General features: G+C 43.9%; 25 protein-coding genes. 16 read left to right on the top strand and 9 right to left on the bottom strand.

Features of this window, described 5'->3' with window-relative positions; translation table 11 throughout:
• Window positions 1-81: 81 nt before the first annotated feature.
• On the top strand, window positions 82-927 hold the full coding sequence (locus ACVBIO_RS02450; protein WP_447171885.1) for a hypothetical protein: 846 nt from the start codon (window positions 82-84) through the stop codon (window positions 925-927).
• Between the two features lie 109 nt (window positions 928-1036).
• Here the strand turns inward: ACVBIO_RS02450 and ltaE are convergent, their stop codons facing one another.
• Window positions 1037-2053 carry a low-specificity L-threonine aldolase gene (ltaE, locus tag ACVBIO_RS02455; RefSeq protein ID WP_447171886.1) on the bottom strand — a complete coding sequence of 339 codons (1017 nt, stop codon included), beginning with the start codon at window positions 2051-2053 and terminating at the stop codon, window positions 1037-1039.
• A 338-nt stretch (window positions 2054-2391) separates the two neighbouring features.
• On the opposite strand from ltaE, the gene ACVBIO_RS02460 reads away from it, so the two are divergent.
• Window positions 2392-3030: a trimeric intracellular cation channel family protein gene (locus ACVBIO_RS02460; RefSeq protein WP_447162685.1), complete on the top strand. Its 639-nt coding sequence runs from the start codon at window positions 2392-2394 to the stop codon at window positions 3028-3030.
• Between the two features lie 88 nt (window positions 3031-3118).
• Here the strand turns inward: ACVBIO_RS02460 and ACVBIO_RS02465 are convergent, their stop codons facing one another.
• From ACVBIO_RS02465 to ACVBIO_RS02475, 3 genes are all read right to left on the bottom strand, one after another.
• Window positions 3119-3943 carry a mechanosensitive ion channel family protein gene (locus tag ACVBIO_RS02465; protein WP_447168853.1) on the bottom strand — a complete coding sequence of 275 codons (825 nt, stop codon included), beginning with the start codon at window positions 3941-3943 and terminating at the stop codon, window positions 3119-3121.
• Between the two features lie 29 nt (window positions 3944-3972).
• Entirely contained in the window at window positions 3973-4575 is a 603-nt protein-coding gene (locus ACVBIO_RS02470; protein WP_447160507.1) for an OmpA family protein, read from the bottom strand.
• A gap of 308 nt (window positions 4576-4883) precedes the next feature.
• Window positions 4884-5297: a PACE efflux transporter gene (locus ACVBIO_RS02475; RefSeq protein WP_447160506.1), complete on the bottom strand. Its 414-nt coding sequence runs from the start codon at window positions 5295-5297 to the stop codon at window positions 4884-4886.
• A gap of 84 nt (window positions 5298-5381) precedes the next feature.
• On the opposite strand from ACVBIO_RS02475, the gene ACVBIO_RS02480 reads away from it, so the two are divergent.
• Entirely contained in the window at window positions 5382-6260 is an 879-nt protein-coding gene (locus ACVBIO_RS02480) for a LysR family transcriptional regulator (RefSeq protein WP_447160505.1), read from the top strand.
• A gap of 118 nt (window positions 6261-6378) precedes the next feature.
• On the opposite strand, the gene ACVBIO_RS02485 is transcribed toward ACVBIO_RS02480, so the two are convergent.
• The gene (locus tag ACVBIO_RS02485) at window positions 6379-6942 is read right to left on the bottom strand and encodes a DUF4136 domain-containing protein (protein WP_447171887.1); all 564 of its coding nucleotides are present in this window, start codon (window positions 6940-6942) and stop codon (window positions 6379-6381) included.
• A 169-nt stretch (window positions 6943-7111) separates the two neighbouring features.
• Between ACVBIO_RS02485 and ACVBIO_RS02490 the strand changes: the two genes are divergently transcribed.
• From ACVBIO_RS02490 to ruvX, 4 genes are all read left to right on the top strand, one after another.
• Entirely contained in the window at window positions 7112-7432 is a 321-nt protein-coding gene (locus ACVBIO_RS02490; protein ID WP_447171888.1) for a hypothetical protein, read from the top strand.
• A gap of 138 nt (window positions 7433-7570) precedes the next feature.
• The gene (yciH, locus tag ACVBIO_RS02495; protein ID WP_447160502.1) at window positions 7571-7900 is read left to right on the top strand and encodes a stress response translation initiation inhibitor YciH; all 330 of its coding nucleotides are present in this window, start codon (window positions 7571-7573) and stop codon (window positions 7898-7900) included.
• A gap of 23 nt (window positions 7901-7923) precedes the next feature.
• Window positions 7924-8484, top strand: a complete 561-nt coding sequence (locus ACVBIO_RS02500) for a YqgE/AlgH family protein (RefSeq protein WP_447160501.1) — start codon at window positions 7924-7926, stop codon at window positions 8482-8484.
• Window positions 8485-8533: 49 nt separating this feature from the next.
• On the top strand, window positions 8534-8956 hold the full coding sequence (ruvX, locus tag ACVBIO_RS02505; RefSeq protein ID WP_447163675.1) for a Holliday junction resolvase RuvX: 423 nt from the start codon (window positions 8534-8536) through the stop codon (window positions 8954-8956).
• Window positions 8957-9048: 92 nt separating this feature from the next.
• Here the strand turns inward: ruvX and hemH are convergent, their stop codons facing one another.
• From hemH to ACVBIO_RS02520, 3 genes are all read right to left on the bottom strand, one after another.
• Window positions 9049-10062 carry a ferrochelatase gene (gene hemH, locus ACVBIO_RS02510; RefSeq protein ID WP_447171889.1) on the bottom strand — a complete coding sequence of 338 codons (1014 nt, stop codon included), beginning with the start codon at window positions 10060-10062 and terminating at the stop codon, window positions 9049-9051.
• 122 nt (window positions 10063-10184) lie between these two features.
• Window positions 10185-11297 carry a PilT/PilU family type 4a pilus ATPase gene (locus tag ACVBIO_RS02515; protein ID WP_447160498.1) on the bottom strand — a complete coding sequence of 371 codons (1113 nt, stop codon included), beginning with the start codon at window positions 11295-11297 and terminating at the stop codon, window positions 10185-10187.
• Between the two features lie 16 nt (window positions 11298-11313).
• The gene (locus tag ACVBIO_RS02520) at window positions 11314-12351 is read right to left on the bottom strand and encodes a type IV pilus twitching motility protein PilT (protein WP_447171890.1); all 1038 of its coding nucleotides are present in this window, start codon (window positions 12349-12351) and stop codon (window positions 11314-11316) included.
• Between the two features lie 35 nt (window positions 12352-12386).
• Between ACVBIO_RS02520 and ACVBIO_RS02525 the strand changes: the two genes are divergently transcribed.
• The 9 genes from ACVBIO_RS02525 to ACVBIO_RS02565 all read left to right on the top strand — a co-directional run bounded on the left by ACVBIO_RS02525 (window position 12387) and on the right by ACVBIO_RS02565 (window position 20926).
• The gene (locus tag ACVBIO_RS02525; protein ID WP_447160496.1) at window positions 12387-13082 is read left to right on the top strand and encodes a YggS family pyridoxal phosphate-dependent enzyme; all 696 of its coding nucleotides are present in this window, start codon (window positions 12387-12389) and stop codon (window positions 13080-13082) included.
• Window positions 13083-13255: 173 nt separating this feature from the next.
• On the top strand, window positions 13256-14074 hold the full coding sequence (gene proC, locus ACVBIO_RS02530) for a pyrroline-5-carboxylate reductase (protein WP_447160495.1): 819 nt from the start codon (window positions 13256-13258) through the stop codon (window positions 14072-14074).
• 35 nt (window positions 14075-14109) lie between these two features.
• Window positions 14110-14658, top strand: a complete 549-nt coding sequence (locus ACVBIO_RS02535; RefSeq protein WP_447160494.1) for a YggT family protein — start codon at window positions 14110-14112, stop codon at window positions 14656-14658.
• A complete protein-coding gene (gene yggU, locus ACVBIO_RS02540; RefSeq protein ID WP_447171891.1) occupies window positions 14658-14945 on the top strand; it encodes a DUF167 family protein YggU in 288 nt (95 codons plus the stop codon). Before ACVBIO_RS02535 ends, yggU begins: the two co-directional genes overlap by 1 nt.
• A gap of 83 nt (window positions 14946-15028) precedes the next feature.
• Window positions 15029-15463 carry a DUF4426 domain-containing protein gene (locus ACVBIO_RS02545; protein ID WP_447160492.1) on the top strand — a complete coding sequence of 145 codons (435 nt, stop codon included), beginning with the start codon at window positions 15029-15031 and terminating at the stop codon, window positions 15461-15463.
• Between the two features lie 134 nt (window positions 15464-15597).
• Entirely contained in the window at window positions 15598-16197 is a 600-nt protein-coding gene (gene rdgB / locus ACVBIO_RS02550; protein ID WP_447160491.1) for an RdgB/HAM1 family non-canonical purine NTP pyrophosphatase, read from the top strand.
• Window positions 16197-17348: a radical SAM family heme chaperone HemW gene (gene hemW / locus ACVBIO_RS02555; RefSeq protein WP_447171892.1), complete on the top strand. Its 1152-nt coding sequence runs from the start codon at window positions 16197-16199 to the stop codon at window positions 17346-17348. Before rdgB ends, hemW begins: the two co-directional genes overlap by 1 nt.
• Before the next feature lie 156 nt (window positions 17349-17504).
• Entirely contained in the window at window positions 17505-19388 is a 1884-nt protein-coding gene (locus ACVBIO_RS02560) for a DUF885 domain-containing protein (RefSeq protein WP_447171893.1), read from the top strand.
• A 419-nt stretch (window positions 19389-19807) separates the two neighbouring features.
• Window positions 19808-20926: a TDT family transporter gene (locus ACVBIO_RS02565; protein ID WP_447171894.1), complete on the top strand. Its 1119-nt coding sequence runs from the start codon at window positions 19808-19810 to the stop codon at window positions 20924-20926.
• Between the two features lie 52 nt (window positions 20927-20978).
• Here ACVBIO_RS02565 and ACVBIO_RS02570 read toward each other — a convergent pair whose 3' ends face one another.
• Window positions 20979-23249, bottom strand: a complete 2271-nt coding sequence (locus ACVBIO_RS02570; RefSeq protein ID WP_447171895.1) for a hypothetical protein — start codon at window positions 23247-23249, stop codon at window positions 20979-20981.
• Between the last annotated feature and the right edge of the window lie 119 nt (window positions 23250-23368).

Here is a 23368-nt window from a genome sequence, read left to right on the forward strand (position 1 = left end):
GCCTTAATACTCTCGAATTCGAGTCTTCAACATCTTCATTATGTAAGAAGCATTAAGTAAGAACCATTAATAGGAATCAAGATGCCGTTTTCATTCATTTCGCAATCCAATCATTCTAAGGGCAATGTAAACCGCCCCAAGAAACCGTTATCACAGGCGATAATCTTCAATCGTTTATTGAGTCTGTGCTTTCTCAGTGCCTATGTCACAACGGCTAATGCCGAGCCAACCAGACAATGTGAGCAAATTAACCCCGCTCACCTCAGTGCGACTTACAGCGCCACGAATGCATCTGGTCAACAAAGCACAATAACATTGCTTAGAAGCGCTGATAAAGTCATTTACCAGCGCAGTCCGACGAGCTTTGAAATGTGGGATAAACAAGGTGAGTATGTGCGTTACTTTCCCACAGAACAGCGTTCTATCACCTATCGCAAGGGTGACTTATTATCTTTGAACATGCATTTCGATTTACAGCAGTTAACGCATCTTATTTCACCGGAGTTAATCAAGCAGTTATCAAACGCCCAGCATGAAACTGCAGCACCTAGCCCCGAACAACATGAAACGCATCACTCAGCCAACCTAAGCTGCCAAGCGGTAGCACACTACGAAGGTCTGTTAGCAGGTAATACACTCAATCTCGTCTGGATGACAAAACTAATGCTGCCAGTAACGATGACGGTGCAACAAAAAGGTAAGCAGTTCAGTTACCAGTTAACCGAAATAGAGCCCTTCTCATCTGATGCCTTTGCTGCTTTAATTTCAAATTATAACGATATGGACTTTGCCGATGTTGGTGACAATGAGTCAGACCCTTTTATTGCAAAAATGATCCACCAAGGATTTATTCAGCACGGCAGTTCTGGCTTTTATGACAGCCAGGGGAATCAGCTATCTAGTGGTGAAAGTGGCCACCAGCATTAATACCGCATCCCCCTTAATACCTTATCCCCTTTGGCTTCGACTGTTTAATAACAAAAAAACCTAGGCGTAGACCTAGGTTTTTATCTTTCCATCCGCAAAATCAGACCAGTTAAACGCGGCTCAACAGCCCCTTTAGCTCGCTAATAAAGTGGGTGATATCGGCTCTTGAAATATCCGCGTGCGTCACAAAACGGATGGTTTTACCTGGGCTCAATAAAATACCTTTGGCCTTCAAATCAAGCGCAAGTGCTTTAGTATCAATCTTGTCACTCACCACAGCAAACACCATATTAGTCTGCACTTGTGACATATCGACTTCGAAGCCTTCGATAGTCGCAAGCTCCGTTGCAAGGTAAGCGGCATTATCATGATCTTCAGCTAAGCGTTCTACCTGCTCTGTTAGCGCCAGCGTTGCTGCCGATGCCAAAATACCTGCCTGGCGCATACCACCACCTAACACTTTACGCCAACGTCTCGCCTTAGTAATTAAGCGCTCGTCACCTAATAAAATAGAACCTACGGGTGCACATAGCCCCTTAGAAAGACAAATTGAAACCGAGTCAAAATACTGAGTGATCTCTGTCATTGGCATGTTTTGCGCCACCGCTGCGTTAGCAACACGGGCACCATCGAGGTGAATTTTCAAACCTCGCTCGAAAGCCAATGCTTGCGCCGAGGCAAGATATTCTTGCGGCACAATCTTTCCACCTATGGTGTTTTCTATGCTCAGTAAGCGTGTGCGGGCAAAGTGGATATCATCAGGTTTAATCGCTGCTTCAATATCCGTTAATAAGATACTACCGTCAGCCTGATTGGTGAGGGGTTGAGGCTGAATACTGCCTAGAACTGCTGCCCCTCCGCCTTCAAACTTATAGTTGTGCGCCTGTTGACCACAAAGGTATTCGTCACCGCGCTCACAGTGCCCCATCAACGCAAGTAAGTTCGCTTGAGTCCCTGAAGAGGTAAAAAGTGCATTATCATAGCCAAACATTTCAGCGGCCATATCTTCAAGGTAGTTAACACTTGGATCGTCGCCATAAACATCATCCCCAACTTCAGCCTGACTAATCGCGGCGCGCATAGCAGCCGTAGGCTTAGTGACCGTATCACTGCGAAAATCAATCATTGTTAACCTCAAGTCTCTTGATCTGGAATTATCAAACAAAGGCTAATATTACTGCGGCGTTTAATGAACTGCCAGTTCAAATTGCAAAGTTTACAAACATAAAAAAATAGTCAGCAAAGCGTAGCCTGTAGCTCTAACGCCTAAATTTAACAAACATGAATACAAATAAAATAGAAATCTAATCCCGAAAAACTCAAAACCCAGCAAATATGTAGACTTTAGGCAGGAGCAAGAAAACAACCATTAGAAAAAATAATGCAACAACATATCTTTTATCATTGTATTTTTATCGTAAAAAGAGCGAAAATCGTCTCCCTTTTATTTAGCTAGTGCAAATTATGTTAGAAGTTAAAGTTATCAGCTTTTTGTGGCTTATCGGTATTCTTGCCGAAGCGATGACAGGTGCACTGGCTGCAGGTAAAAAACAGATGGACCTGTTTGGTGTAGTCATAATAGGTTGTGTTACCGCCATAGGTGGCGGCACGTTGCGCGATATTTTACTCGGCAACTACCCATTGATTTGGATTGAAAATGTCCATTACTTGATTGCCATTGCTGCAGCCTCATTACTCACTGTAATGATTGCACCAGTTATGCGTCATCTGTCTAAACTATTTTTGGCCATCGATGCCATCGGTTTGGCTGTGTTTTCAATTATTGGCGCTCAAAAAACCTTAATGCTAGGTTTTAGCCCTGAAATAGCTATCGTTATGGGTGTCGTTACAGGCGTATTTGGTGGTGTGATTAGGGATATTCTCTGTAACCAGGTACCACTTATCTTTAAGAAAGAGCTATACGCTTTAGTCGCACTATTAACCGCTGCGGCTTATGTGGCAATGAAGTTTTATGGCGTGCCGGAGTGGATTAACCTTTCAATATCGTTAACCTTTGGTTTTAGCTTTAGAATGCTAGCAATTCGTTATAAGTGGTCAATGCCCAAATTTGATTATCAGTACCAATCTGATAACGCGCATTAATGCTCATTCGGTATAATCTATAGAAACTAAAAGGTCGGCTAATGCCGACCTTTTTTATTCACTCAAGTTTAATACTATTTGATAGTCATTAAGCGGCTGGAGTCTCTTTTACATAGAGATCCATTTGTGGGTATGGAATACCAATGCCAGCTTCATCTAGTGCAATTTTAATCTGCTCTAGAATTTCAAAATGCGCAGGCCAGTAGTCAGAACCATTTACCCATGGGCGAACCACAAAGTTAACCGATGAATCAGCAAGCTCTGAAACGGCTACTGTGTATGCAGGATCTTTTAGCACATACTGGTTATTTTCAAGAATGCTAGACAGTACCTTTTTCGTCTCAGCTAGATTTGCATCATACGAAACACCAATCACTAAACCTAAGCGACGAGTCTCCATCGCGGAATAGTTAACAATGGTGCCATTCATCATTGCCGAGTTTGGTGCGATAACCACTTTATTGTCAGGTGTCAGCAGTCGAGTTGAGAAGATAGTGATTTCATCTACCGTACCCGCAATGCCAGCAGCTTCAACATAGTCACCAACACGGCATGGTCTAAACAGCACCATTAACACGCCAGCGGCAAAGTTAGACAGTGAGCCTTGAAGTGCCAAGCCTACCGCTAAACCCGCGGCACCAATAACAGCAACTAACGAGGCGGTTTGCACACCAATTTGGCCAAGCGTGGCAACGATGGTAAATACAAACACCAATGCCCAAGCCATATTGGCAACAAACGACACGACCGTCGTATCGACTTTACGCTTTTTCAATAATTTTGTAGTTAGTTTTTTTGCTATATTCGATAAGAACTTACCGATGACAAAAATGATAATGGCAAAAAGTATCTTCATGCCATAGGTGACGATTAGCTCTGGTGCTTGGTCCATTAAACCTTGCAAGTTATCCATTTACATACTCCCTTAAATATATGATAAAACTATTGAATAATAACTAAAAACTCGACACGTCGGTTCTGTTGACGACCATACGCGTTTTGATTACTGGCAACCGGGAATTGACTCCCCATACCTTTAACCTGAAATCTATTGGCAGCAAACCCAAACTGCTCAACTAATACTTTCTTTACCTGCTCGGCTCGCTCTCGCGACAACTTTTGATTAACGCTCCTGTCACCGATAGAATCCGTATGGCCAACGAGCAACAGTGGCACTCTTGTCACGGCTAGCCAACGCGTTAGCAGCTCAAATGCTTTTACCTGGGACATTAAAACTTGGGATTGAGCAAATTCAAACTTAACAACCACCGATCTATTTTCTTTACAGCTAGCCGGATATAAACGCCCATCACTGGTCGAAAAACATAAGTTTGGCACGATTCTAAGCTGCTCGATGACCACTGCACTGCCTTGACGATGATCACAACCTCGAGCATCGACACGCAGATCTCTGGCAGTATCTTCACAAGCATCTTTTAAATCTGGCACTCCATCAAGATCGGTATCTTGCCACTGCCGAGCCGATAACCCTGCCGATAAGTTCATGGTAATAAGCAACATCAGCATCAACTTTACCAAAGTCATCTCCTCTAAAAACCTAACACACTCTACTAAGCTTTTATCGATAAACCTTATATCTGACTAGAAATGTTCGATTTTACCAGCGAGACCCAACATCTATCACCACGGGCCAGGCGGTCAACATTTTACGCCAAATAATTTAAAAACACAGCAGAATAATTAACTTAAGCATTACAAGCATAGCTAATATCTAGCATATTTCGATTTTAGGGCTATTTTCCCCTCATGCAACAATAAAGACCGAACGCAAAGCATAAAAAAACCGTTATTACTGATGTAATAACGGCTTATTTGTGTTTATTAATAGCGTTCTAACTTGTCGCTTTTAACCTGACTTTGATAGTGTCGTAGCACCAGTTAAAAGCCACAGCATAGAAAAAGAAAAACACTAAGAAAGCGGCTTCCATGGCTAAAGCTTGTAATAGCGTCAAGTCTAAAAACCACGCAATGGCTGGTACGGTTATAAATATCAGTCCACCTTCAAAGCCACAGGTATGGGCAATTCGCACCTTTAAGCTACGGTTAATTCTGTCTGCGCCGAAGCGCTTATCAAACCAAATGTTATAAATGTAATTCCAAACAACAGTATACAGACTCAGTCCAACACCCACTGCCATCATAGATGTGGCTTCTGTACCCGATAGCATCGACGCTACTGGAACAATAATGGCCAACGCGATTGCCTCAAAAAGAATAGCGTGAGTGATTCTGTCTTTAAACGTCATTTTTATGCGTCCTAAAATTTACTTGTCGCTATTATCATCTTTAATTACGATACTTAAAAATTAGATACCATCACCTTTACTGATATGTTAACCATTGAACAGCTCTACTCATTTGTAACGACCGTTGAGGCAGGATCTTTTTCTGCCGCAGCGAGAAAGCTTGGCAAGGTTCAGTCTGCAATTAGCCAGCACATTATTAACCTCGAAATCGATACGAATCAGACTTTATTTGATAGAAGTCATCGCTATCCGGTATTAACTCGTGCAGGGGAACAATTACTGCCTCAGGCTAAAGCCGTGATAGCTCAACACCAACGGCTCAACCAGCAAGTTGCCGCACTCGACAAGCAAGAAGAATTAAAACTTACGCTCGCTGTGGACGAAGGGATCCCTTATGACAGGTTTACAGCAATGCTCAGCAACCTATCGAATCAATATCCAGAGTGTGAACTTGAGCTCCTATGTGCTTCGAGTCTAGATATCATTCAATTGGTAGATACTAAGCGAGCCGATTTAGGCATCGTCTTTAGCGAACTGACTTACTCTGAGAGTCTCGATTTTGAATCATTAGGTACCGTAAAGTTTGAGTTGCTCGTAAGCCCTAACCACCCGCTTGCACAGTCGACCTCATCTCATATCGACGTACTTAAACTACATAGACAGTTAGTTATTGGTTCTAAAGCAAAACAAAAAGGTTGGTTTAATACCCCTCACTCTCCGGATGTATGGCATGCAGATAACTACTACATGTTGCTTGAGTTAACAAAGGCAGGTTTTGGCTGGACCTTATTACCACTGCACATGTGTGAAGAGGCCATTGCAGAAAAGCAGTTATGTAAGCTTAAGATTGATTTCGAGCAGCTCGGTTGGCAAGCCAATGTTGATGTGATTCAACATAAAAGCCGACTCGATAACTCGCTTAATCGTCAGCTAAGAGTATTGATGAGAGATCTGCTCAATTAAGCAAAAAGGCTCACATTGATTAAAAGATGGTTTAAAAAAAACGGCCATTTGGCCGTTTTCATATTTGAGCTAACTTACTCAAAGCTAGCTGGTGTAAAGCTGACTAAATATAAAAGCTTTACTTGCCTTCAGGCTTTGGCGGGTAGTTAAGCAGTAATGCTCCTACCGCTTCGTTAACCACTTCGACACGCTCTTCTGGCGTATCTTTGTCGCGCATTGTGTCTGCAACAGAACCTCTCCAGATAAGCTGCCCCGTCTTGCGGTCGACCATATCTAAAATTAAAGTACCGACTTCATATTCACGAACCGTTGTTTGGCTATGACCAGCACTGCCACTCCAACCCCAGCCAGGGCCGTAATATGGGTTATAGCCGTAGTTGGTATTGAACGTGTCTACATTAATTTTCTTGTCGACTTTAGTTAAGTAGTTTACTAAAACATCGGCTGTTGCAGCATCCGTTCTTGTTAGCCCTTTTAGCTGTAGCTGATCTTCAACCGCATTGCGAACGCGTTGATCCATAAGCCCATCGAGATGATAAGTTGCATCATCAGTTTTCTTTTGAACCCAAGCGTAAGTTTTCACTTCTGAAAAGTTTACACCTGGATCATAGTCTGAACTTGTCTTAAGTGAACTACATGCACTTAACGCCAGCGCAGCAATGACAATCAATAACTTCTTCATGTTTTACTCCAACAATAATCATATATATTTTGAGCACTTATTAAGCCAGCTTACAGAGCAATCTATTAATCTACAACTCTATTTTAGTAAAGACACCTGTCATTGAGCTTGACTTCATCGCCCAGCTTAATGATAATGATTATCAATTAGTGTATTTAAGAGAATCATTATGCTTTGGTTTATGGCCGCGTTTGCTATCGCCCCTATCGTGTTTTTAATTACCCCAGAAAAAGTGACTGAAACCACAGCCACTGACACCTCATCAATTGACAAACTCAGCAAATACTCATTAGTCATATTGCCATTAGTCGTTCTTAGCTGGGTTGTGATTGCGATTGCAACAGCCCCCGTAACGCACTTTGCCGGTACTGCAATCGGTTTTGCTCTAACGTCTTGCGCTATAGCCTTGCCAAGTACACATAAATATATTGCACCGCTAGCATGCTTAACCTTTGCCTCGTTATTCATTGAGCTCGCGCTTTACCTATAAAGGTTTTAAATTCTGTAAAGAGCTGCAGTTTTTGCTCTAGCTCGCCTCTCAACAGATATGATTCTCTTTCGCTTGCCTCTCCCGTATTGCCTGCATCTTTGCTAAACTGCAGCCATAAGTTAACCAACGACCATATATATGAAATCTGATCCAAACGTATCTTTAGTCTACAGCACTGATAGCGGTAGAATAGCCCCCGAAAAAGCGATCCAATCTGCTCCTGAAGGTGATGGCATTGTCAGAATTCATAAAGACAGTAAGGGTCGTAAAGGCAAAGGGGTTTCAGTTATTAAGGGCCTAGGTTTACCTGAAAAAGAATTAAAAGCTTTGGCACAAAAACTGAAAAAACAATGTGGCTGTGGTGGTACGGTAAAAGACTTCAATATTGAAGTGCAAACCGATAATAGAGAGCAAGTGAAAACGTTGCTCGAGAAGCTCAATTATACTGTCAAATTGGCTGGTGGCTAAACGCGCCTAATATGGAAAAGTCTATGGACAGTCTACAGAATCACTTCTTAATCGCGATGCCATCTTTGCAAGATACCTATTTTGAACGTTCACTCATTTATATCTGTGAGCACAACGAAAAAGGCGCTATGGGCATTGTTGTTAATAAACCCAGCGGCATTATTGTTGATGAACTTTTAGAGCAGATGGAGCTGACTGAAGAGCCTGAAGCAATTGAAGCTTTGGCTGCTGAGGTGTTAGTTGGTGGGCCCGTTAATCCTGAGCGAGGTTTTGTACTCCACAGCACACAAGATTGCTGGAGCAACAGCGAGGCTGTCAGCGATGAGATCATGCTAACAACCTCACAAGATGTACTCACCTGTTTAGGCTCAGATAAAGCGCCAGAGAAATTCTTAATTGCTCTTGGCTATGCAGGTTGGACCCGTGGCCAGCTAGAGCAAGAGATAATTGAAAACACCTGGCTATCAATCCCAGCAACGGCAGAACTACTGTTTGAAGTAGAGCACGACGAACGTTGGCAACAAGCAACTGAGTCCCTCGGTTTCGACATTTGGCAACTCTCTAACCTCACAGGCCATGCATGATTACCGTAATCGGTACTGTAGTAGCATAAATACATAGGAATACACAGAGATGGGCGATAAAAGCGTCTTAGGATTTGATTACGGTACCAAGAGTATTGGTATCGCTATTGGTCAAGAGCTCACTGCGAGTGCACGACCTCTATTATCAATTAAAGCGGTCGATGGTATTCCAAAATGGGATGAAATTGGCGCACTCATCACCGAATGGAAACCCGATCTTGTTGTTGTTGGTTTGCCACTTAATATGGATGGCACAGAACAAGAGATGACTCAACGAGCCAGAAAATTTGCGAATCGAATAAATGGCCGTTTTGGTATCAAGGTCGAGACTCAAGATGAGCGCCTTACCACTGCCGATGCCAAAGCAAGACTCTTTGAAATGGGTGGCTACAAGGCACTGACCAAAGGTCAGGTTGATGCTATGTCTGCAGTCTTGATTGTTGAAAGTTACTTCGAGAATCAATATCTGTAATTCGGTGCAAAATCTGAGTAACCCACATCAATATTAAAAAGGGAGCGACTATTGATTGAGTCGCTCCCTTTTTGTATCACGCCGGTATAAGCTTAAATATACGGTTTAACGATATTCGCCATCATCTTAATATGGGCGTCATCATCATTTAGCGCTGCAATATAACGATATTGTTCACCACCAGCCTCTTCAAAGATTTCACGGTTTTCACCGGCGATCTCTTCTAAGGTTTCTAAGCAATCGGCACTAAAAGCCGGACAAACAACAGCAATGTCTTTAACACCTTGACCAGGTAAAGCAGCCATTGTCGCGTCAGTATAAGGCGTTAGCCACTTAGCTTTACCGAAACGAGATTGGAATGTTGTTATATATTGCTCTTCACTCAGGCCTAGCTTTTCAACCACCAGCTTAGTCGTTGTCATGCAGAAACAGTAATAAGGGTCACCTAAATGCAGGTTACGCTCAGGCATACCATGGTATGAGAGCACTAACTTTTGTGGCTGACCATTAAGCTCAAAGTCTTTAGCAATCGATACCGCTAAGGCATCAATAAAGTCAGGATGATCATGATAAGTATTGATAAAATGCAGCGCAGGCAGGTAACGCCAGCTTGCCAACTCTTTAGCTATGGCATCGAAAGCCGATGCTGTTGTTGGCGCCGAATATTGCGGGTAAAGCGGCAACACCACTATTTTATCAACTCCCTCTTTATGCATTCGTTGCAGGGTCGATGACACTGATGGCGAGCCGTAACGCATACAAAAATCAACCGACACGTCTGTTCCAGCTTGATCGAAGTGCTCTGCCAACTTTTGGGTTTGACGACGCGTGATATCCATCAAAGGTGAGCCTTGCTCGGTCCACACTTGTTGATAAAGTGCTGCAGATTTTGCTGGCCGTACACGCAATATAATACCGTGTAAAATGATCATCCAAAGCAACTTTGGGATCTCGACTACACGCGGATCGGCTAGAAATTCTGCCAGATAACGTCTTACAGCTGATGCTGTAGGCGCATCAGGGGTTCCTAAATTAACTAACAACACCCCAGTTTTACCGCGCTTTTTATGCCCAACTTCTTTGGTCAATCCTGAAAACTTAGCCAAGATAACTCCTTAACCTTTTAATGATAGCTACAGATACGTTTTGATCCGCTTTGAGATCAACATTAATCATAAAAAAGCTGGCAATACAAGATATTGCCAGCTTTTTATTAAACCGTTGTTAATTAATCTAAATTGAGTGTCACTCCATCCATCGAACTGCTACTCGCGGGATCTGAACTCTGTAACTTAATCATCAAGCGTAAGTCATTTGGCGAGTCAGCGTGATGCAATGCATCAGCGTAACTAATTTCACCATCGCTATAGAGTTTTAACAAGGCTTGGTCAAACGTCTGCATGCCCTGCTCATTGGATTTTGCCATGGTATCTTTTAGCAAATGTAGCTCATTTTTAGCAATCAAACTTGCCACACGAGGCGTGTTAATTAACACCTCAATCGCCGCACGCCGTCCCGTACCATCACTTTTAGGTACTAGCTGTTGAGCCACAATGCCACGCAGGTTTAACGACAGATCAAATAACAATTGATGATGCTTACTTTCAGGCACAAGATGCATAATTCGGTCAAGGGCTTGGTTAGCATTGTTAGCATGTAAGGTAGCCATACATAGATGACCCGTTTCAGCAAACGACAGCGCAAACTCCATGGTTTCTTGGCTACGAATTTCACCAATCAAAATCACATCAGGAGCCTGACGTAGTGAGCTCTTAAGTGCAGCATCAAAGGACTCAGTATCAATACCCACCTCACGCTGCGTAATAATGCTCTGCCTGTGGTCATGGACAAATTCCACTGGGTCTTCAATAGTCAAAATGTGCCCACGTGCATGGTTATTGCGATAACCAACCAAAGCCGCAAGTGAAGTTGACTTACCTGTGCCTGTACCGCCCACCATGATCACCAGACCACGTTTACTCATCACTAAGTCTTTAAGGATCGGTGGCAGCATTAGCTCATCGACATCAGGGATCTTGGTCTCGATACGGCGCATCACACAACCAGGGGCTTCACGTTGCCAAAAGGCACTGACACGGAATCGGCCCAGATCTTGTGCGGCGAAGGCAAAATTACATTCACGAGACTCATGAAACTCCAACTTTTGTGCCTCTGTCATCAACGACTCCACAAAGTCTAACGACTGCGCCGGAGTAAACGGGTTTTCCCCCAGTGGGCGCAGCTCACCATCAACCTTTGCGCTTGGCGGAAAACCTGCAGTGATAAACAGATCCGATGCCTTACGATCAATCATCACCTTTAGAAAAGGACGAACATCCATAGCCTAACTATCCCTATTAAAAGTTGGTTTGTTTATTCGAACTCTTAGCTATGGCATCTTCACGGGTGATCTGACCGCGATTAACCAAGTTCTGTAAACACTGGTCAAGGGTCTGCATACCATGAGCCATACCTGTTTGAATTGCCGAATACATCTGCGCGACTTTATCTTCACGGATAAGGTTACGAATAGCAGGCGTACCCATCATAATTTCGTGAGCAGCCACTCGGCCTCCGCCCACCTTTTTAATCAAGGTCTGAGAGATAACCGCCTGTAAAGATTCAGACAACATGGTTCTTACCATACCTTTCTCGCCTTCTGGGAATACATCGACGATTCGGTCAATCGTTTTAGCAGCAGAGGTCGTATGTAAGGTACCAAATACCAAGTGACCCGTTTCCGCTGCAGTCATTGCTAGTCGGATGGTTTCAAGGTCTCGCATCTCACCGACTAAGATCACATCCGGATCTTCACGCAGTGCACTTCGTAGCGCGGCGTTAAAGCTGTGGGTATGACGGTGAACTTCACGTTGGTTAATCAAACACTGTTTATTTTGATGCACAAATTCTATCGGATCTTCAATCGTTAGAATGTGGTCATGGCGGTTATCATTGACGTAATCTATCATTGCCGCCAAGGTGGTACTCTTACCTGAGCCGGTTGGCCCGGTCACTAACACTAGACCACGAGGAAAACTTGAGATCTTCTTAAAGATTTCGGGGGCACCTAACTGCTCTAAGCTCAAAATATCGCTTGGAATGGTACGAAAAACCGCAGCCGCACCACGAGACTGATTAAAGGCGTTAACACGAAAACGTGCAAGACCTGGAACTTCAAACGAAAAATCGATTTCTAAATGTTCTTCATAATCCTTACGCTGCTTATCATTCATGATGTCATAGACTAGGCTATGCACACCTTGATGGTCTAAAGCAGGTAAATTAATCTTTCTCACTTCACCATCAACACGGATCATGGGAGAAACACCCGCTGAAAGGTGTAGATCTGACGCATTGTGTTTTACACTAAAGGCAAGTAACTCTGTGATTTCCATAGTTTGGGATATCCATTCAACCAAAAACTTACAACATGACAACAATAACAGACAGACTCGCAATCGCCCAGCATCGGATCGCTCAAGCGGCGCAAAAGGCTTCTCGTCGAGCAGAAGATGTACAACTGCTAGCGGTAAGCAAAACTAAGCCCAATGAATACATAATCGAAGCCTACCAAGCCGGACAACGTCGCTTTGGCGAAAACTATGTGCAAGAGGGGGAATCTAAGATAAATACGCTTAGCGAAGCGTATCCAGATATCGAATGGCACTTTATTGGGCCACTGCAATCTAACAAGAGCAAAATAGTCGCAAGCTTGTTTGACTGGATGCATACACTTGAGCGTGAAAAAATCGCTCAACGCTTAAGCGAACAACGCCCTGAATCATTGCCAGCACTCAATGTATGTATTCAGGTCAACATTAGCCAAGAAGCCAGTAAATCAGGGGTGGCTGTAGATGATGTATTTGACCTTGCAGAAAAAATAGCGCAATTACCTAAGCTGACATTACGCGGCCTGATGGCGATCCCCTCGGCCGACGTTGATGAACAAACCGCAGCGGCTGAACTTTCAGCGTTACAAGGCCTTTATACAGAGCTCGCTAAGCGCTTTGATAGTGTCGATACCTTGTCTGTGGGCATGAGTAACGATCTAGAGCTTGCCGTCGCTCACGGCTCAACCATGGTACGTATTGGCAGCGCTATATTTGGTGCTCGCGATTACAGTTAGATAAGATTTAAGATAATAGTGCTTGGCAAACAATCGTAAGATGAAATCAATCGTAATATGAAATGATTGCTAGCACGATACATTTAAGTGCCAACAGCTTGCAATTCACGGTTTAGCCCAGATATTAATAGCTAAAGTTGCCATAAAACCAACTAAAACAACAAGAGATCTTCATGACGCAAAAAAAAGTATGCTTTATTGGTGCGGGCAATATGACTCGCAGTATCGTTAGCGGCCTAGTCAACAGCGGTTATAACCCTGAACTAATCGAAGCCACTAACCCTAGCCAACCAAAGCTAGATGCTATGGTCAGCGATTTTGGTATTAAGGTTTCAAATAACAATCTTAAAGCTGCACAAGCAGCAGAGGTCATCGTACTTGGCGTTAAACCGCATTTAATGCAAGTTGTTGGCGAAGAGCTTAGCGGCTTAGATCTCTCAAGCAAACTGATTATCACCATAGCAGCAGGGGTTACTGCAAAGCGTTATGGCGATTATTTTAAGCAAGAGATCAAACTAATCCGCACTATGCCTAATACTCCTACGCAAATCGGTGTAGGCTTAACGGGCCTTTTTGCAGGTGAAGATATATCTGCTGAGCAAAAAGCTATTTGCGAAACGCTAATGGCCACAGGTGGTGAAATTGTTTGGGTCGACAAGGAAGACGATTTAAACCAAGTCATTGCACTAGCGGGTAGCTCTCCAGCTTATTTCTTCCTATTTTTAGAATCTATGGTAGAAAGTGCTGTCAAAGGGGGGATGTCTGAAGTAGCCGCTAGAGATATGGCGCAGCAAGCAGCCCTAGGTGCGGCGTTAATGGTGAAGCAAAACCCTGAGCTAAGCCTTGCTCAGCTAAGAGCAAACGTCACCTCAAAAGGGGGCACAACAGCGCAAGCCGTTGAGACGTTTGAAAAAGGTAACTTACGAGGCTTGGTCGATAGCGCAATGAACAATTGCATCGCCCGCGCTGAAGAGATGGCAAAGCAGTATTAGTTTTTAAATTTAACTTGAACAAGTAGAGTAAACAGATGAATGCATTTAGTTTTCTGATAAGCACGGTATTCGATCTATACCTGATGGTTGTGGTATTACGTATTTGGCTACAGCTAGCCAAAGCTGATTTTTATAACCCGTTTAGCCAATTTATTGTAAAAGCCACCCACCCGATTGTTGGCCCATTACGCCGAGTACTGCCCTCTTTTGGTAGTTTTGACACCGCCTCTTTCGTACTGGCAATAACCGTCGTGATAGCAAAGTTTGTTATCTTAAGCCTGATGGCTGGCGCAGCGATTGATGTACTGACACTGCTACTTATCTCGCTAGTCTCTGTGATTAAAGAAGCGGGTGTACTGCTGTTCTGGATGCTAATCTTACGTGCAATTTTAAGTTGGGTAAGCCAAGGCAGTAACCCAATTGAGATGGTAATGGGTCAACTGACGGAGCCATTGCTTGCGCCAATTCGCCGTATTTTACCGCCAATGGGCGGCTTAGATCTGTCATTGCTGGTCATGATGATTATTCTTAACTTCGTCAATATCTTACTCGCGCAGTACGTGCCATTTTGGGCTAGCGTATAGTGACACCAGCCATATTGCAGCAGGGTGACCTGCTGCTTCAACTCTATATCCAGCCTAAAGCGAGTCGTGACCAAATTGTTGGCCTACATGGTGAAGAGATAAAAATTGCTATCACAGCGCCACCCGTTGATGGCAAGGCCAACGCCCATTTAACTAAGTACTTATCAAAAGCCTTTAAAGTACCGAAGGGCGATATTGCCATAGTGAAAGACCAAATGGGACGCCATAAACAGGTAAAAATCACCGCTCCTAAGCTTATCCCAGCTGAAATACAAAACCTTTTGTAACCTTATGCGTATTATTCCAATAGCGCATTGAGCCCAACAAAGTTCTATACTGTTAGCAAGATATCTTCCTAAGGAAAGCGAATATGATCCGTTCTTTAACCGCTGTGCTAATGCTCTGCTTTTGTTTAAGCAGCAATGCATTTGCCGAACAAAAAGAAAAAGTGGGCAACTACGATATCCACTATGTAGCCCTTAGTAGCACCTTTTTAACCCCGAGTATTGCCAAGAGTTATGGTATTAAACGTAGTAGCTACACCGGCATCATCAATATTTCAGTGCTCGATACTAGCGTCAAAGGTCACCCTGCCGTTCCTGTTGAGATCTCAGGCGTCGCCAATAACTTACTCGATGCCAGAATCGACTTAAAGTTTAGGGAAATTCGCGAAGGTAACTCTATTTATTATATTGCCGAAGTTCCGTATCGTGACGATCAAGAGATCAACTTCAAGATCGCAATTAAGTCCGGTAAAAAGCTCAATACCACACTCAAGTTCAAACAAAAATTCTACGTCGAATAATCTCTCATTAAATTGAATAAATAGGGGCATTTCGCCTCTATTTTTTTAATTGTTCAACGCGATTGCTACTATCGAAAACACCGTATCTCGGCTATTATTGCCGCCATTATTTACTGACTCATCGAAAGAATCCCATGAACCAAATCGTCCTTGCCAGCGGCAACAAAGGTAAACTCAAAGAATTTTCTGAATTGATGGCTAATTACGGCGTCGAGATCTTAGCTCAGAGTGAGTTCAATGTTGTTGAAGTCCCTGAAACTGGTACTACATTTGTTGAAAATGCCATTATCAAGGCAAGGCACGCCGCGGAAATTACCGGTCATGCTGCCATCGCTGATGACTCGGGTCTAGAAGTTGACTTCCTACAAGGCGCCCCAGGTATTTACTCAGCGCGTTATGCCGGTGAAGGCGCTAAAGATGAGCAAAATTACACAAAACTATTAAATGCACTTGAAGGCCAAACTGAACGCAATGCGCGTTTTCAGTGTGTATTGGTCTATATGCGTCACGCTAAAGATCCAACCCCTATTATTTGCCAAGCAGCATGGGAAGGCACAATAGGTTTTGGCCCACAAGGCGAAAATGGCCACGGTTACGACCCTATTTTTATCCCTGCAGAACACGAATGCGCCGCAGCTGAGCTAAGCAGTGATGAAAAAAATACGCTCAGTCATCGTGGTAAAGCATTGGTATTGTTAATTCAAGCCATGAAGCAACAAGGTATCTTTAACTAATGCTAACCCTGCCACCGTTAAGCCTTTATATTCATATTCCTTGGTGCGTACAAAAGTGCCCTTATTGTGATTTTAATTCCCATGGCCAACATGGAGAGTTACCCCAGGCTGAATATGTTGAAGCACTGATTAAGGATCTCAAACAAGATCTGCATTATGTGCAAGGTAGGCAACTACACACGATTTTTATCGGTGGCGGAACGCCCTCTTTGTTCGATGCTGCGCATATAGGGCGTTTACTCGAAGAGGTGGATGCACTCATCCCCTTTAGCGACAACATTGAAATCACCATGGAAGCAAACCCTGGCACCCTAGAGCATGATGATTTTGAAGCATACAATAAAGCAGGTGTAACTCGTCTTTCTATTGGCGTACAAAGTTTCTCGACTGACAAGCTCAATCTGCTTGGTCGTATTCACGATAAAGATGAGGCTCAAGTTGCTGCGCAAAAAGCCAAAGTTTCAGGCTACCAAAGCTTTAACTTAGACTTAATGCATGGTTTACCAAACCAAAGTTTTGATGAAGCCCTTGCCGATATTGAAACAGCAACAGGACTCGCGCCGCCGCATTTGTCTTGGTATCAGCTCACCATAGAACCAAATACCTTGTTCCATTCTAAACCACCGCAGTTACCAGATGATGAAAACTTGTGGCAGATCTACGAACAAGGCCAGAAACGTCTAGCTGAGCTGGGCTATCAGCAATATGAGATCTCAGCATATGCTAAAGAAGGCTATCAGTGCAGACATAACCTTAACTATTGGCAGTTTGGCGACTACTTGGGGATCGGTTGTGGCGCCCACGGTAAAATCACCCTAATTAACGATAATAACGTTAGCGACAGCAAAATTATCCGCACAGTTAAAATAAAGCACCCTAAGGGCTATTTAACAGCAGATAACTATACCTACGAAACCACCGAAGTTGCGCAAGAAGATCGAGCATTAGAGTATCTAATGAATCGCTTACGCCTAATGAGCCCCATTCCTAAGGTGCAATTTGAGCAGCGTACCGGTTTATCACGAGACACCATTAGTGATGGCATCAAACAAGCCTGTGCCAAAGGCTTAATGACCGAGTCTGATGAACATTGGCAACTGACTAGCAAAGGTCACCTGTTCGTCAATGAGTTGCTGTCACAGTTTCTATAGCGCGTTCCATCTGTTACAAACACCAATTAACTAGCTGAATAAAAAAGCAAAGCCGGTTAATACCGGCTAGCATAGAAACATTTACTAACACTTAGATCAAAAAATTAACCGCCGGCTTCTTTAGGATAACAATCATAATTCTAAGGAAGCCTAAAAATGCCTATAAAAACAAAAATCAGCTCTATCGCCCTATCACTTTCAATTGTATTTAGTGCCACTACCACATTTAGCACCACAGCGATTGCCGCCTCATCCTCTGTACAATTATTAAGTCCAAGTGAGAGCATTGCTCATAAGGCTGAAAGCGAGTCAGAAAAAGCCAACCTCTTATTTGAAAGCATTTTCATGGAAAATGTTATGGCGAGCCCTATTTCACAAACGCACCTTGGGATTAAAACTGACTATGACAAATGGGACGAGATGGGTGATGCCGCCGATGACGCAGCCCTTGCACGAGATAAAAAAAACTTAACTCTGCTACAAAAAATCGACCCAAGTAAGCTCGATAGACAGACTCTACTTAGCTATCAGCTATTAACTCAAAAGCTTGAGCAAAGCATTAAAGATGACAAGTGGCGTTACCATAGCTACCCGGTCAACCAGATGTATGGTGGCCACTCACAAATCGCCTCTTTCTTGATTAACCAGCACCAAATTGGCAACGTTGAAGATGCCAAAGCCTATATTAGCCGCCTACAAGGTGTGCCTAAGCGATTATCTCAACTACAAGCGGCCTTAGAAGCGCGTGAAACTAGGGGCATTGTTGCGCCTAAGTTTGTCTTCCCTTATGTAATAACCGACAGCAAAAATATCGTAGCTGGCGCACCTTTCACTGCTGAGTCTAATAAGGGCGATATGGCACAAGATAGCGCGCTATGGGCTGACTTTAAACGCAAAGTATCAAGCCTTGAATTGAGCGATAGCGACCAAGATAGCTTATTACGCGATGCTAAAACGGCATTAGTTAACGATGTAAAACCTGCCTACGACAAGCTAATCGCCTACATGACTAAGCTTGAAACTAAAGCCGATACTCGTGACGGCGCGTGGAAATTTCCACAGGGCGAGACTTACTACAACAATGCATTAGCTCGCACGACGACAACCGACATGACCGCTAATGATATCCATGAGCTAGGTCTATCTGAAGTGGCGCGTATTCACAGCGAAATGCGCGATATCATGACCAAAGTTAACTTTGAAGGCTCATTAACCGAGTTCTTCAAGTTTATGCGCGAAGACGAGCAGTTCTATTACGCCAATGACGATAAAGGCCGTCAGGCATACCTCACAGAGGCCACCGCACTTATCGACACCATGAGCAGCAGGCTCGATGAAGTGTTTAAGGTCAAACCTCAAGCACCTATGATAGTTAAACAGGTTGAAGCCTTTAGAGAGAAATCTGCAGGTAAAGCTTTTTACAACAACCCATCACCAGACGGAAGCCGCCCTGGTACCTACTATGCCAATCTATATGACATGAAAGCCATGCCAAAATATCAGATGGAGGCGTTGGCCTACCATGAAGGCACGCCGGGTCACCATATGCAGATAGCTATCGCCCAGGAGCTTAATGGTGTACCAAAGTTTCGTAAGTTTGGCGGCTATACCGCTTATATCGAAGGCTGGGGGCTTTACAGTGAGTATTTCCCGAAAGAGATGGGCATGTACTCTGACCCATATTCAGACTTTGGCCGCTTAGCGATGGAGTTATGGCGCGCTTGTCGTTTAGTGGTCGATACCGGTATTCACGCTAAAAAATGGACGCGTGAAGAGTCTATCGAGTATTACGTTTCTAACACGCCCAATGCCAAATCTGATGCAGTAAAAATGGTTGAGCGCCATATTGTGATGCCATCTCAGGCAACCGCTTATAAAGTGGGAATGCTAAAGCTACTAGCCTTAAGAGACAAAGCGCAGCAAGCCCTAGGCGATAAATTTGATATTCGCGATTTTCACACCATAGTCCTTAAAAATGGTCCAGTACCGTTAGATGTACTCGAAAGTGAAATCGACCTATGGATAGAGCAAAACAGCTAATAACAGCGATTAATAACGGTTGTAAATAGTCATCCAGGTGCTGTCAGGCGAGCTCAGTCGCTATTGCTCAGTTGCTCAGTTGCTTAGTTGCTTAGTTGCTCTAGCTTAGCCACGATGAGCCAGCCTGCCACAATGACTGAGCGATAGAAGCCTAGCTGCAGTTGCTTAATTGCAGTCGCTCTAGCGCAATATAGAAATCTAAATGAAAGCGGGCACAATTATATTGTGCCCGCTTTCATTTCTAAGTTGATCAACAAGACACCAGCCCTAAAATATTCTAATTTACCTCACGGCCTTAGCCATTGATTGCAGCCTAACGGTTTATGTAAACAGTAAATTCGATTCAAAATTGTACTTATCACCTCAAACAAATTAGTTTTAATAAGATAAATGTAAACATGTTGCGGTTAAGGGAATATATGTCTGAAAATACGCAAGTTGAGCTAAGCACAGAGATAGGTCCAAACTGGTTTGCCTCTGTTATGGGCACAGGCATCATCGCTAACGCCGCAATCGGGCTACCTATGTTTGGCGGGCACTTAAACGACATAGGGCTGATTATCTGGTTACTCGCATCCTTGATGTTAGTTGCTATGCTATTACTGAAAATAGTTCAGACCATTACCAAGCCCCACATTATCAAACGACAATTTAACGACCCAGTGATGTCGCAATTTTTTGGTGCACCTCCCATGGCGATGATGACTATAGCAGGAGGCGCGCTGTTGTACGGCTCACAAGTTATGGCCGTAGAGACCGCAATGACGCTAGCCTGGAGCCTGTGGATAGTAGGAACACTACTTGGGCTGCTGACCGCCGTTGTTATTCCATTTCGTCTTTTTACCCATCATCAGGTCCGGGAAGACGCCGCTTTTGGTGGTTGGTTGATGCCCGTTGTACCGCCTATGGTCTCTGCTGCTATTGGCGCCATGTTAATCCCCCATTCTGAAAATATTGCCCTACAACAAACGCTGCTTTATGCCTGCTACGCCATGTTTGGCATTAGCTTACTTAGTGCACTAATCATTATCACCATGATCTGGAGCCGCTTAGCTTACTCAGGCACATCAGGCAGCGCGCGCGTTCCGACCCTTTGGATTGTCTTAGGGCCTCTCGGGCAATCTGTTACTGCGGCTGGAGCACTGGGTAGCGCGGCGCTATTTGTGGTCGATGAGCCGATTTCTACAGGCATGAATACTATGGCAATTCTTTATGGGGTGCCTATCTGGGGATTTGCTTTTTTCTGGTCGATATTAGCAAGCTTACTAACACTGCGCGCTCTGCGCAGAAAAATGCCCTTTGCGCTCACTTGGTGGGCATTTACTTTCCCTGTTGGTACTTGCGTTACCGGAACCACACAATTAGCTTTACATACTGGGCTACCTGCGTTTGAGTGGGCTGCAGTTATTTTATTTGCCGGCTTAATTTGTGCCTGGATTATCGCAGCGACTGGCACAATAAAGGGATTTAAAGGTGGCCATATTATGAAGAACCCAACCACATCAAACCATGTCGTTTCTAAGAAGGGCAAGCTCTGAAAAACATCATGAAAATGTTCAGTCCTAGGTCCTAGGTTCTAGGCCATCACATTTAGTCGTAAGCTCCGACATTAGGCACGCTAAAACTGACATCATTCCAAGGCCAAGGCACCTTCGCCATAAAGGCTGCTAATTCAGGAGAGTCAGCGTGTTGCTCACGGATCACAACCATCGTCCTGTGTACATGAAAGGGATGTATAGGCTCATTAGCACCAATGGCGTTAAAGTACTCAGCAAGAATATCTAAATACTCTTTTTTGTCAGCTAGAGCTAACACTGCATCGGCCATTACCGGCGCCCCTTTAAGACCTGACAGATGAGCGGCACAGTCCCAGCTGGCAAACTGCTTGATGATACTTGCTAATAAGTCTGCGCCCTTTTCATCGTAACCTGCTGAAGCAAACAGATCGTACTCACTTTGGACGGTACACCCGTTGACTTGTTGAGTAACAAAGCCAAAGAATAGTGATAACGGCTTATCTTGAGCTTGCTCTTGTTTTAGAGCTTGGTTTGGCGTTTTATTTAAAACTTTATTCTGCTCATTACTTAGCTCTAGCTTTGCATCCAAGTTGGGGGCATTTTTATTCATCAGCTCATAACTGGCGTGGTAATGCAGCTGTAGCTTCGGCATTAAAGCGTTCAGTGTTTCAAGCGTTGCCAGCTTTGCTGACGTATCATTTAAATCTTGATAAAAAATATCGACTTGCCCACTCTGAGTCGGCACTTCAGTCAGCCCTGCTGGTATATCTAATATGACCCCTTTTTGCCGACATACCGCTGAAACAAGACTCGCTGAAGAACCCTGTTTTTTATCAGCGAGATCCATCAGCCAAATACGCCCATCCTCCTCGTCACCAACCGCCACCAATAATTGGTCATCAATTTGAGATTTAATCACAACGGGTTCGAGCCCAAACACCAGCAAAGAGCGAAGAATGCCACCACTATTTCGTTGCATCAGTTGCTTCAGAGGGAATATACATTCACCCGTTAACGATAGCTGCTGCACCACGCCATCTTGCCAGCCAAGCCAAATGCTGTTGCCATCAGCAGCAACAGTGGCCGAGGTTAGACACTCTACAAAGGTTTGCAGCTCATCATGGTGACTTGAGCTGCTATCGCCAGCGGCAATCGCAGTTAATGACGCCACAAGCTCTTCAGCTTGATAACTGGCACAAATTTGTGATGGATTAAGTGTCCTAACACTGCGGCTCCACAGTGCCTTTTTCTGCTTAAAATCGATTAGCTGTAATACAAAATCAAAGCCTGGAGCTTCAGCCTGATCAAAAGCTTCAGCCTGAGCAATCACTTCAGCTTGATTAAGAGCCTCGGCAATCGATTCAGAAGCGTCAGTATCAGTTAATACAGTCATGCTAACCGTCTCAGCATTGGCAAGCAGCGCTATACCGCGTTGGTTATCCATGAAAAAAGTATTACGAACAGAAATTTCCGTCGGTGCGGGCTTGCCTTCAAGTGGATGAACTTTCATCTCAGAACTAAGAGGGCTAAAGCTCACCAGTTGATGCATTCTGCGCTTTTCACGCTGATAAAACACAAACTCATTATCAGCCAAATACACCATACTGCCGTTAACAAACCTAAATGGCATTTCATAACAACTGATATCGGTATAGAGGAGCTCAAAAGAGCCAACTTTTGTATGGCAGTCATTCTCTGCAGCCGCGCTTGCCTGCCTATTTAAGGCTGCGCCTATATCGATACAGTACATTGACCGGGCGCTGCGTCGCCCACCCTGCTTGGCGCCAACGAGCCAAAGCTTGCCATTGTTACAGCAGGCATCATTTGTTGGGTACAACTCTAGCGATGTTAGCGCAACTAAACTCAGCTTGCTTGGCTTGCGGCTTTGAGAGCTAGAAGCTGAGGATGTATTTAAACTCATGTCGGAGCTTATGCCATTGCTGATATCAGAGCGGGCACCAGAGCTGAAACAAGCACTATAAATTCGGCCTATTGAATCCACCGCAATAAAGCGCTCATCATCAAGCCACTCAACCAAAAGCAGTTCGCAGTTATCACTACCAACCAATTCAAACTGACTCAATAGCTCAATATTGAAACCACTGCGTTTAACGATTTGCAGCTGAATCAATCCATCGTAGTACAACCTATGGTGCTGAAAAGAGTATTCATGCTCAGCACTTGTTTCTGAGGTCGTAGTTGCTGAAATCTTTTCTGCTGAGGTAGTTGTTTCCGAAGTAATTGTTGCTGAAATCTTTTCTGCAGAGATAGTTTCAGCTACGGTTTCAGATGCAGTTCCAAGATCAGCAGAACGCGAAAAAAGTGACTTAATAAATTTATTCAATGTAATACATGTCTCATGAAATAAATGGCTCTACAAAGCATCGAACGATAAAGCTAAGAGAAGATAATATTTTCCAATATTATCTGTAGCTTAAGATAGTTTCACTTCAAGTATCAAGC

Source organism: Shewanella sp. 0m-8 (genome assembly GCF_052977265.1).

What these genes read in the sequence shown, in the direction of transcription:
- ACVBIO_RS02450 (WP_447171885.1), top strand. Translation starts at nt 82, where the DNA reads ATGCCGTTTTCATTCATTTCGCAATCCAATCATTCTAAGGGCAATGTA.
- ltaE (WP_447171886.1), bottom strand. Translation starts at nt 2,053, where the DNA reads ATGATTGATTTTCGCAGTGATACGGTCACTAAGCCTACGGCTGCTATG.
- ACVBIO_RS02460 (WP_447162685.1), top strand. Translation starts at nt 2,392, where the DNA reads ATGTTAGAAGTTAAAGTTATCAGCTTTTTGTGGCTTATCGGTATTCTT.
- ACVBIO_RS02465 (WP_447168853.1), bottom strand. Translation starts at nt 3,943, where the DNA reads ATGGATAACTTGCAAGGTTTAATGGACCAAGCACCAGAGCTAATCGTC.
- ACVBIO_RS02470 (WP_447160507.1), bottom strand. Translation starts at nt 4,575, where the DNA reads ATGACTTTGGTAAAGTTGATGCTGATGTTGCTTATTACCATGAACTTA.
- ACVBIO_RS02475 (WP_447160506.1), bottom strand. Translation starts at nt 5,297, where the DNA reads ATGACGTTTAAAGACAGAATCACTCACGCTATTCTTTTTGAGGCAATC.
- ACVBIO_RS02480 (WP_447160505.1), top strand. Translation starts at nt 5,382, where the DNA reads ATGTTAACCATTGAACAGCTCTACTCATTTGTAACGACCGTTGAGGCA.
- ACVBIO_RS02485 (WP_447171887.1), bottom strand. Translation starts at nt 6,942, where the DNA reads ATGAAGAAGTTATTGATTGTCATTGCTGCGCTGGCGTTAAGTGCATGT.
- ACVBIO_RS02490 (WP_447171888.1), top strand. Translation starts at nt 7,112, where the DNA reads ATGCTTTGGTTTATGGCCGCGTTTGCTATCGCCCCTATCGTGTTTTTA.
- yciH (WP_447160502.1), top strand. Translation starts at nt 7,571, where the DNA reads ATGAAATCTGATCCAAACGTATCTTTAGTCTACAGCACTGATAGCGGT.
- ACVBIO_RS02500 (WP_447160501.1), top strand. Translation starts at nt 7,924, where the DNA reads ATGGACAGTCTACAGAATCACTTCTTAATCGCGATGCCATCTTTGCAA.
- ruvX (WP_447163675.1), top strand. Translation starts at nt 8,534, where the DNA reads ATGGGCGATAAAAGCGTCTTAGGATTTGATTACGGTACCAAGAGTATT.
- ACVBIO_RS02515 (WP_447160498.1), bottom strand. Translation starts at nt 11,297, where the DNA reads ATGGATGTTCGTCCTTTTCTAAAGGTGATGATTGATCGTAAGGCATCG.
- ACVBIO_RS02520 (WP_447171890.1), bottom strand. Translation starts at nt 12,351, where the DNA reads ATGGAAATCACAGAGTTACTTGCCTTTAGTGTAAAACACAATGCGTCA.
- ACVBIO_RS02525 (WP_447160496.1), top strand. Translation starts at nt 12,387, where the DNA reads ATGACAACAATAACAGACAGACTCGCAATCGCCCAGCATCGGATCGCT.
- proC (WP_447160495.1), top strand. Translation starts at nt 13,256, where the DNA reads ATGACGCAAAAAAAAGTATGCTTTATTGGTGCGGGCAATATGACTCGC.
- ACVBIO_RS02535 (WP_447160494.1), top strand. Translation starts at nt 14,110, where the DNA reads ATGAATGCATTTAGTTTTCTGATAAGCACGGTATTCGATCTATACCTG.
- ACVBIO_RS02545 (WP_447160492.1), top strand. Translation starts at nt 15,029, where the DNA reads ATGATCCGTTCTTTAACCGCTGTGCTAATGCTCTGCTTTTGTTTAAGC.
- rdgB (WP_447160491.1), top strand. Translation starts at nt 15,598, where the DNA reads ATGAACCAAATCGTCCTTGCCAGCGGCAACAAAGGTAAACTCAAAGAA.
- hemW (WP_447171892.1), top strand. Translation starts at nt 16,197, where the DNA reads ATGCTAACCCTGCCACCGTTAAGCCTTTATATTCATATTCCTTGGTGC.
- ACVBIO_RS02560 (WP_447171893.1), top strand. Translation starts at nt 17,505, where the DNA reads ATGCCTATAAAAACAAAAATCAGCTCTATCGCCCTATCACTTTCAATT.
- ACVBIO_RS02565 (WP_447171894.1), top strand. Translation starts at nt 19,808, where the DNA reads ATGTCTGAAAATACGCAAGTTGAGCTAAGCACAGAGATAGGTCCAAAC.